An 8,112-nucleotide genomic window follows, 5' to 3' on the forward strand; every position below is an offset into this window, starting at 1 on the left:
CCCCTTAGCCTTTGCCCATTTGTAATGTACGGCTGAGCATCTGTTTAGCGGCATCGGCAATCTGTACATTTGTCTGGTAAGAGCGAGATGCACTGATCATGTTTGCCATCTCTTCCATCACATTAACGTTAGAATGGTATATAAAACCGTTTTCATCAGCCTTAGGATGATTGGGCGAATATTCCTGGTTTAAAGGGGCAACACTCTCCACAATGCCTTGGACCTTGACGCCAACATCACTGCTTAACCCACCCTTCGCACGGTTTAGTTCCGCCGCAAAAACAGGATGGCGGGCACGGTAAGTTTGCTCTGCGCTGCTGCTGACACTATTGGCATTTGCCAAATTACTGGCAGTTGTATTTAAACGTACAGATTGAGCACTCATACCCGTTGCTGATACATCTAATACTCTTAATAAACTCATATAATTCCCCTAGCGTCTAATTACTGACCCTTGATAGCCTTACGCAAACCTGAAATTTTACTGTTTAGAAAATCTAAACTTGCCTGATATTCCATACTGTTTTTCATAAATAAATTACGTTCTACTTCTAAATCGACTGTATTACCGTCACCGGTATCCGGCTGATTGCCCGTACGGAATAACTCGCCGGACTGTGCCATAGAAAATGACTGAGCAAATTTATGGCTGTCGTGAGTACGGTTTAGATGGACACCAGATCGTGATTTTGCACTTTGCAGTGCATCAGCAAAGTTAAGATCACGCGCTTTATAACCTGGTGTATCTGCATTTGCGATATTACCCGCAAGAACTTCAGTACGACGGGAACGAATTCCTAAGGTGTGCTGATGCATTCCAAATGCTTTTTCAAAGTTAATCGCCATAAATTTCTCCTCTAGGACAAACACTGCAAACTTTGTGCCAAGTAACGACGAAGGGCATAGTTATTTATTAGATTTGGTGCGAAAAGAGAAGGTAAGGCCGGTTTATCAGCAAAGAGTGTATAATAAAGAGGAAAATACGCCATTAACGAAACAGGTAAGATTGAAAAAGATCTGTCTCTAAACAATAAATATAAATAAGCGGAAAATGAGGTTAGAGAAAAGTGGCAAGTATTGCCTCTCTATTTGGAGTAAAGAGGCAATATTAAAAGGTTCTTATTATTTACCTTTTAATTTATAAATAATGCCTGGATTGCAGCGCACCATTTCAAAACGATCCGTTAGACCAGTCAAAGACTCAGAAGCGCCAAGAATCAGATAACCACCAGGATTTAATGCTCCTGCAAACTGATTTAGTATTTTTGATTTCACATCATTTGAAAAGTAGATCAGTACATTTCTGCAGAAAATGATATCGAACTTACCCAATGTGGCATAACTATCTAACAGATTATAATTTCTAAAGTTAGTCAGTTTTTTGACTTCCGGTTTAACCTGCATTTTGCCAGAGCCGTCATTAACCCGATCAAAAAACTGTCTTTTACGCTCTTCTGATAAACCCCTTGATAAAGCAAGCGTATCATAAGTACCGATTTTGCACTGCTCCAGCATAGTATTGGAAATATCCGTACCAATAATCTGCACATTCATTCCAAGAACCGCTTTTAACTTCTGATACTCAATTGCCGTCATCGCAATTGAGTATGCCTCCTGCCCCGAAGAACTAGCGGCAGACCACATTTTAATACTCTTTTTACTTTCCAAAATTTCAGGAAATATTTTCTTTGATAACAGTTCAAAAGGGTATTTATCACGAAACCATAACGTCTCATTAGTCGTCATTGCATCAATAACAGCAGTTCTTAATTCTCTGTTTTTATAACTCATTGACTGATGAATCAGATCAGAGAGTTTTGGAATAGAGAATTGTGTCATTAAAGGAATCAATCGACTTTTTACAAGGTACTGTTTATTTCCTCCGAGCACGATACCGCACTGAACTTCTAGAAAATCGGAAAATTGCTTATAAATGTCGTCTGAAAGAGCTCTCACAAATAGTTTCTCGCTTATTATTTATTTTTTAGGTCATCTAAATGAATAACCTTTTGTACAGCTGTCGCTAATTCGTCCGGATTGAACTTAGCAATAAAATCATCTGCACCTACTTTTTCAACCATGGCCTGATTAAAAATACCACTTAAAGAAGTATGTAAAATGACATGGAGACCTGAAAGATCCGGACTGGCTTTAACTTCAGAGGTCAGAGTATAACCATCCATTTCCGGCATTTCTACATCAGAAATCATTAAAGCATAACGATCTGTTACAGGTTGTGTTTTTGATATTTCTTTTAATAAATCAAGTGCTTCTTTACCGTCCTTAACTACATCACATTCAATACCCAGTGCACTTACTGCTCTTACTATCTGCTTACGGGCAACCGATGAATCATCGGCAACAAGAATTTTCTTATCAGCAATTCTTTCTTGTATATCTTCTTCAATAACATCCGCGGCAACTTCAGTATTAACCGGCGCAATTTCATCGAGTATTTTTTCAACATCAAGAATCTCAACTAATGAGCCGTCAATTTCCGTGACTGCGGTCAGATAGTTATAACGTCCTACACCGTTTGGAGGTGGTAGAATATTCTCCCAGTTGATATTAATAATACGCTCGACAGAGCCGACTAAAAACCCCTGAATTGAGCGGTTATATTCAGTGATAATAATAAAGCGCTCTTCAAGGTTATCAATTGCCCGCCCCCCCGTTGCCAGGTTCATATCAATCACGGAAATAGTTTGTCCGCGAATATGAGCAACACCGCGAATTGAATGGTGAAGTTTAGGCAGTGCAGTCAAAGGAGGACATTGTAAAACCTCTTTAACTTTAAACACGTTTATACCGTAACGCTGGATACCGCCTAATTTAAAAAGCAGTAATTCAAGTCTATTTTGTCCGACTAATTGGGTTCGCTGATTTACAGAGTCTAACAGACCAGCCATATTCTATTCCTTATATCTTATAGGTATTTACATTTAAATAGTTCTATAATGATAGCAATTACATTTAAAAATTAATGCCTACCGCTACGGTAATTCATTAACAAACAAGGTTATTATGTTAAAACGTTTTATCTTTCTTTTTCTTAGTTTAGGCTGTTCTTACACTTTTGCTGATACTAATTACCGAAAAGAGATCGAAAACTTTGCAGAGTCTCTTGTTTTTGATAAATATGGCCAGCAGCAGGAGCTGAAAAACGATGAAAAATTATACATAAAAGCTGCGCCGTTAGATAAGCGCAGAACTTTTTCTCCATGTATATCAGATCTTAAAGGCGAAATATTCGGACAAAAAGTCAAGAAAAAGACATCGATAAAAGTAACCTGCCCGGATCCGGAAAGCTGGACAACCTATGTACGCGTAAAGGTAAAAGTGTTAGTACCAAGTGTTGTTGCTGATCAGCCTCTCAGCAAAGGACAAACCCTCAATAAAACTAACATTAAACTAACTTACATTGATAAATCACAAATCAGAAACGGCAGTTTTTCTCAGATTGATCTGCTGTTCGGAACCCGGTTAAAACGTAATATCTCACTGAATAAAGTAATTAAAAATCGTGATGTCTGCTTTGTCTGTAAAAATGATAAAGTGACCATTAACGCAATTAAAAACGGCTTATCAATTAAAGCTTCGGGCATTGCGCTAAATGATGCTAATATTGGTACAACGGTAAGAGTTAAAAATTCACGTACACAACGCATTATTGTAGGTACTGTTTCAGGTTTAAAAGAAGTACAAGTTTCATTCTGAGTTTTTGTGATTTATTACTAAAGAAATTGTTATGTCAGTCGATATAATAAACACGTAATACTATTGGGATATGGTTATGAGTATAAATATCAATCAACAGACGACACAAAAAAACATTGTAATTGAGCAGAATAAAACTCAAAAACAACAGGATGTGCGCAGCCAGGGGCAGGCAGCTGCAAGCAGCAGTAAAGATTCAGTACAGCTGACCTCACAGGCTTTGAATTTAAATAAAATGCATAAGCAGTCACCTGTCGAGCCCAAAGTGAATAAACAGCGTGTCGAAACATTAAAAGCTGCTATTTTAAACGGGGATTACAAAATCAATACCGAACGTTTAGCTGAGAAGCTAAGTAAATTTGAAGGTGACTTTGGTAAAGCATTTACCTAAAACAAGAGTAATACGAAATAATGCTATTATCCCAACTAAATCAGCAGCTAGAATCTATTAACAACCTCCATGCAGCTCTTGAAGAAGAGACAGCCTGCCTGAAAGAAAAAAACTTTTCTGTGCTCAATGATCTTCTGTTTAAAAAACAAAAATTACTGCAGGCAATAGGTGAGCTTGATAAGGTTTTATCAACAGCTGTATCCCAAGAAAAAATCAGCACTGATGACGATCTTTCACAACTTAAGCTTGAAATCGAAAAGCAGCTGCAGGCCTGCCAGAAAATCAATGATATAAACGGCCGACTTGTTGAACTAAGCATGAAAAGTAATAAACACCTGATGCAGGTAATGACCCAGGCAAGCGGTAGAAACAGCGTCACCTATGACCAAAAAGGTTTACTTAACGGCGGCCAGCTTCTAGGGAAAAACATTAAAGCCTAATACATATGTGGTTTATTCCCGCCTTAATAATAAACTTGGTTTTCAACATAAATCACTGAACTGCTGTTTTTACCGAACTGCGGCGCATCTAAAAATGGCAGACTCTGCATATTAAGCTCTAACTCTGTAATGTACACATCACCTTCATGGTAACTTCTCAGCACTCGAGCCCCTCTGACTAACCCTTTAACCGTCGATTTAATCTGATCCTCTTGTAAGCGGGATTTACTCATATTATTTTCAGCACTCAGTAATACTCCGTAGATCTGCTCAGCCATTTCTTTATACGCCTCTAGTTTTGACGCTTTTATGGCATTTAACATCTGCAGGTCAAAGCTTTCACCTTTTTGCAGAGCAATAGGCGCATAACCGACAGATGTAAAAGTATGCTGGTAGTTCTGTATGCTTCCCGCGGCGTACTCATTCGCTGGCTGCGCGCATGAAAATAGGAACAAAGAAGCACTTAAGATCAGTATGGAAGGTCGAGTTGAGCGTAGACAATATTTCATAGTAGTTTCCCTGCCTGGATAAAATCAGCGTTATTTTTTAAACAAGCAAGAAATAAGCCAGTGTAATAATAGTTATTTTACAAGCTGCACCTGAGCTTTTCCCTGACGCATAAATTTACTATTTCGCGAGTAGTATTTCTTCGTCTGGTAGTCATACTCGCCGCCGACAAACATACTATGCGGAACAAAAGCACTGCTGGTAGACTCAACCATATTCGAATCTACATTAACAATACGCACATTGATAATCATGCCCTCTTCATTACGAGACATCGTGCCGGTTAAAAGGCGCTGAACATCAATATTTTTATTTAACTTTTTCCAGTCTCTTGTTAATGCAAACTCCCCCTGCGGGGTCAGCTGAATATTCCCCGTTAACTTAAAATCAACAATGCGCAGACTTCGAATGTGCAGCTCATGAATAAACTGCTCTGAGATAGTCTGACCAAGCCAGTTGGTTTCTTTGTGGTTATTCAGATCAACAATGGAAGTAAGTGCAATAGATTCGTTACGGTATTTTTTAGGGAAGTTATACAACAGCTGATCTGCCATTTTACTGACAACTTCAGACAGGATCAGCGACTTTTCGCCGTTAAATGAATATAAATGCCCGTAACCATTTGATTCCGTCTGCACTCCTGAGGTTTCACGGTTAATATCCGTTCCTACATTTCCACTGCTGAATGAGTGAGCGATATAATAATACAGGTAATCGTCACTGTTTTGTCTTTGCGCAGCAGTCGTATCTTCAGTGATTACTGGACTTTCGGTATTTTTCAGCCCAACTTTCATGTTACTACAGCCCGCCAGTAATAATAACGTAACGCTGACAAAGAGAAATTTTTTCATTCGATACCTACCTTGGATAATGAAATTTGCAAATTCACTAATACTATCGGCATGACTTGTTATAACTTTAATAAAGAATTAGATAACACACTAATTTATATAACGTTAAATTTCTGGTTCAAATCTTGCTTCATACACGTTATAGCAAGACTCTTAATCATCAGATATGAATTAAGAAAACATTTCGTGACGAATATTAAAGGTGATCAAATGATCAAATCTATTATCTTAATTTGCGCTCTATTTTCGACAGCAGCAGGCGCACAATGGTTTCAGTCATCCGGTGATGCTTATATTATTGATAACGATGTGGAAACTGCACGTGAAAAAGCACTAAAAAAAGCGGTAAAAAATGCCCTTCTTTTCTCAGGAGGTGCAATATCCAGCCTGCAGCAGGTCAATAATGGAGTACTTGTAGAGAATAAATTAATACTCAATAGTGAAGGTGAAATTAAAGCTCTGACTGTTGTAGATGAAAAACAAGATGCAAAAAAAGTTTATATTAAAATAAAAGTCGATATCGAGCCTCCCGAAAAAACCTGCTTCGGCAGTACTTACCCGAAATCACTAGCCGTCACCCGCTTTAAGCTCAATAATCCTGAGCAGGCTATACCTGGTGATATCCATTTAATTAATCAACAGATAAGTAAAACACTGTATAACCAGTTAAAACTTTCACCGCAAAGTTTAAATGTCAGGAGCTTAGTAAACAAACCAGTGAAGCTGGGAGAAAAATATAATAATAAATATATTAGCGATACATTACGCGCGCTATCAACCCAGACAGACAGTCAGTATATAATTTATGGTGAAATTGACGACCTGTCGGTTAAGTTTGACAGTAAGAACTCAATAAGTTACTGGCTGACTAACCCGCCCCGCCATTTTTACCTCACCGTTTATTTATATGATGCACTGCAGGGCAAGCTGCTTTCGAGCAAACAATATAGAAGTAAAGCGCCATGGCAGTACAATAAACATGACGCGGCAGATCTGCACAGTAAACTATTCTGGGACAGAGATTACGGACAAGCGATTCTTTCCGTACTCGATGATGTCAATTACGATCTAGAAAGGCAGTTACAATGCCTGACTCCAACGGCAAAAATAATATCAGTACGCAATAACAGTGTGCAGATAAACTTAGGCAGAAGAAACGGAATCAAACAAGGGGAGGTCTTATCACTGTCCTATTCAAGCAATTATAAAGATCAGTTTGGTATTGAAAGAAGCTCTCAGAGTCAATATCAAGGCGCTATGGAAGTTATTGAGGTACATGAAACCAGTGCAATTTTACGCACTATAGACAGCTACCCGTTAAGTAATATCCAAATTAATGATTTAGCACGTATTAAATAGCTGATTTTAATAGTATAGTAGTGGTATCTCTTCATAGCTCAACAGGATAGAGCACCCGCCTCCTAAGCGGATGATCGGGGTTCGAGTCCCTGTGAGGAGACCAAACTAAATCAGGCACCTTAAAAGTGTGAACTATTTGCTGCAGGCACTAGTATCCTGTCCACTGACAAACAAAGTTAGGAATTTGTTTATCGGTATAATCTGCTTCTTCCTGCAAGGTAGATTACTGCTCTGTGATTTTATAGTGCCCGTCCTCTACAGGCTGGACTTTCTCAATATATCCTTCAAAAAATTGCTTTCATAGCCGGTATCAAAACGCACGCCTTGATGCAGCGCCGGTGTAAATGTATCGGCGATGAACCTATCATTCCACGTACATTAAGCCCATCGGCTAAGATATCTACGCAGTTAGCCTTTGAGTTATTAAAAACATTACCCCCCAGCCAGCAGATATAATACCAACCTGAATAAGTATCTACTCCTTTATGCTGGTTAAAATTGATTCTATCTTCGTTATTAATTTCGTAATTAGAATAACTAGTGCCTTTTCTAAAAAGAAATGATCAGTTGACTACCAATCGGCAGGCAGCTGATCTTGCGGTATTAATACTACTGTAGAGCGTGCCTGACCCGGCTCTTTTTAATGAGTTGTTTTGCAGCTAATCCTCGAAGCATCTGATGCGTACTTGCTGACGATACTCCGAAGTAATTTTGTATATCTACTTCAGCAGGGGGACGACCATTGATTCTGGTGTAATAAAAGATGAACGCCAGGTATTGTCCCTGCCGTTGTGTGAATTTATTTTTTGATTTGTAGTCTTCAGGGATCGACATCTTAAGCTCTTTA

The 8,112-nt window shown here is 38.6% G+C and carries 11 protein-coding genes and 1 tRNA gene; 5 read left to right on the forward strand and 7 right to left on the reverse strand.

Annotation, left to right across the window (positions count from 1 at the left end; all coding sequences use genetic code 11):
- Nucleotides 1–4 precede the first annotated feature (4 nt).
- The 4 genes from flgC to G327_RS0120245 all read right to left on the reverse strand — a co-directional run bounded on the left by flgC (nucleotide 5) and on the right by G327_RS0120245 (nucleotide 2,909).
- Complete coding sequence (gene flgC / locus G327_RS0120230; RefSeq protein ID WP_019616631.1) at nucleotides 5–424, reverse strand: flagellar basal body rod protein FlgC; 420 nt, start codon at nucleotides 422–424, stop codon at nucleotides 5–7.
- Nucleotides 425–444: 20 nt separating this feature from the next.
- Nucleotides 445–846, reverse strand: a complete 402-nt coding sequence (flgB, locus tag G327_RS0120235) for a flagellar basal body rod protein FlgB (protein ID WP_019616632.1) — start codon at nucleotides 844–846, stop codon at nucleotides 445–447.
- 276 nt (nucleotides 847–1,122) lie between these two features.
- Entirely contained in the window at nucleotides 1,123–1,956 is an 834-nt protein-coding gene (locus tag G327_RS0120240; RefSeq protein ID WP_026339467.1) for a CheR family methyltransferase, read from the reverse strand.
- Nucleotides 1,957–1,973: 17 nt separating this feature from the next.
- Nucleotides 1,974–2,909 (reverse strand): chemotaxis protein, encoded by a 936-nt coding sequence (locus G327_RS0120245; RefSeq protein ID WP_019616634.1) that lies wholly within the window; start codon nucleotides 2,907–2,909, stop codon nucleotides 1,974–1,976.
- A 115-nt stretch (nucleotides 2,910–3,024) separates the two neighbouring features.
- On the opposite strand from G327_RS0120245, the gene flgA reads away from it, so the two are divergent.
- The 3 genes from flgA to G327_RS0120260 all read left to right on the forward strand — a co-directional run bounded on the left by flgA (nucleotide 3,025) and on the right by G327_RS0120260 (nucleotide 4,548).
- The gene (flgA, locus tag G327_RS0120250; RefSeq protein ID WP_019616635.1) at nucleotides 3,025–3,717 is read left to right on the forward strand and encodes a flagellar basal body P-ring formation chaperone FlgA; all 693 of its coding nucleotides are present in this window, start codon (nucleotides 3,025–3,027) and stop codon (nucleotides 3,715–3,717) included.
- Nucleotides 3,718–3,793: 76 nt separating this feature from the next.
- Nucleotides 3,794–4,108, forward strand: a complete 315-nt coding sequence (gene flgM, locus G327_RS0120255) for a flagellar biosynthesis anti-sigma factor FlgM (RefSeq protein WP_019616636.1) — start codon at nucleotides 3,794–3,796, stop codon at nucleotides 4,106–4,108.
- Between the two features lie 20 nt (nucleotides 4,109–4,128).
- Nucleotides 4,129–4,548, forward strand: a complete 420-nt coding sequence (locus G327_RS0120260; RefSeq protein WP_019616637.1) for a flagella synthesis protein FlgN — start codon at nucleotides 4,129–4,131, stop codon at nucleotides 4,546–4,548.
- Nucleotides 4,549–4,571: 23 nt separating this feature from the next.
- Here G327_RS0120260 and G327_RS0120265 read toward each other — a convergent pair whose 3' ends face one another.
- Together G327_RS0120265 and G327_RS0120270 are read right to left on the reverse strand one after the other, a co-directional pair.
- The gene (locus G327_RS0120265) at nucleotides 4,572–5,057 is read right to left on the reverse strand and encodes an LPP20 family lipoprotein (RefSeq protein WP_157601219.1); all 486 of its coding nucleotides are present in this window, start codon (nucleotides 5,055–5,057) and stop codon (nucleotides 4,572–4,574) included.
- A 72-nt stretch (nucleotides 5,058–5,129) separates the two neighbouring features.
- Complete coding sequence (locus G327_RS0120270) at nucleotides 5,130–5,906, reverse strand: FlgO family outer membrane protein (protein WP_019616639.1); 777 nt, start codon at nucleotides 5,904–5,906, stop codon at nucleotides 5,130–5,132.
- Between the two features lie 210 nt (nucleotides 5,907–6,116).
- Here G327_RS0120270 and G327_RS0120275 point away from each other — a divergent pair, with 210 nt between their 5' ends.
- Nucleotides 6,117–7,265 carry a flagellar assembly protein T N-terminal domain-containing protein gene (locus G327_RS0120275; protein WP_019616640.1) on the forward strand — a complete coding sequence of 383 codons (1,149 nt, stop codon included), beginning with the start codon at nucleotides 6,117–6,119 and terminating at the stop codon, nucleotides 7,263–7,265.
- 27 nt (nucleotides 7,266–7,292) lie between these two features.
- A tRNA-Arg gene (locus tag G327_RS0120280) sits at nucleotides 7,293–7,368 on the forward strand.
- Between the two features lie 506 nt (nucleotides 7,369–7,874).
- Here G327_RS0120280 and G327_RS27235 read toward each other — a convergent pair.
- Nucleotides 7,875–8,112 (reverse strand): LexA family protein (locus tag G327_RS27235; protein ID WP_245542715.1); only part of this gene is annotated, 238 nt, incomplete at its 5' end.

The organism is Psychromonas ossibalaenae ATCC BAA-1528 (assembly GCF_000381745.1).
Lineage (GTDB): Bacteria > Pseudomonadota > Gammaproteobacteria > Enterobacterales > Psychromonadaceae > Psychromonas > Psychromonas ossibalaenae.

Coding starts and splice junctions, on each gene's coding strand:
- G327_RS0120260 (WP_019616637.1), top strand. CDS start 4,129: ATGCTATTATCCCAACTAAATCAGCAGCTAGAATCTATTAACAACCTC.
- G327_RS0120245 (WP_019616634.1), bottom strand. CDS start 2,909: ATGGCTGGTCTGTTAGACTCTGTAAATCAGCGAACCCAATTAGTCGGA.
- flgB (WP_019616632.1), bottom strand. CDS start 846: ATGGCGATTAACTTTGAAAAAGCATTTGGAATGCATCAGCACACCTTA.
- G327_RS0120265 (WP_157601219.1), bottom strand. CDS start 5,057: ATGAAATATTGTCTACGCTCAACTCGACCTTCCATACTGATCTTAAGT.
- G327_RS0120270 (WP_019616639.1), bottom strand. CDS start 5,906: ATGAAAAAATTTCTCTTTGTCAGCGTTACGTTATTATTACTGGCGGGC.
- flgC (WP_019616631.1), bottom strand. CDS start 424: ATGAGTTTATTAAGAGTATTAGATGTATCAGCAACGGGTATGAGTGCT.
- flgA (WP_019616635.1), top strand. CDS start 3,025: ATGTTAAAACGTTTTATCTTTCTTTTTCTTAGTTTAGGCTGTTCTTAC.
- G327_RS0120275 (WP_019616640.1), top strand. CDS start 6,117: ATGATCAAATCTATTATCTTAATTTGCGCTCTATTTTCGACAGCAGCA.
- flgM (WP_019616636.1), top strand. CDS start 3,794: ATGAGTATAAATATCAATCAACAGACGACACAAAAAAACATTGTAATT.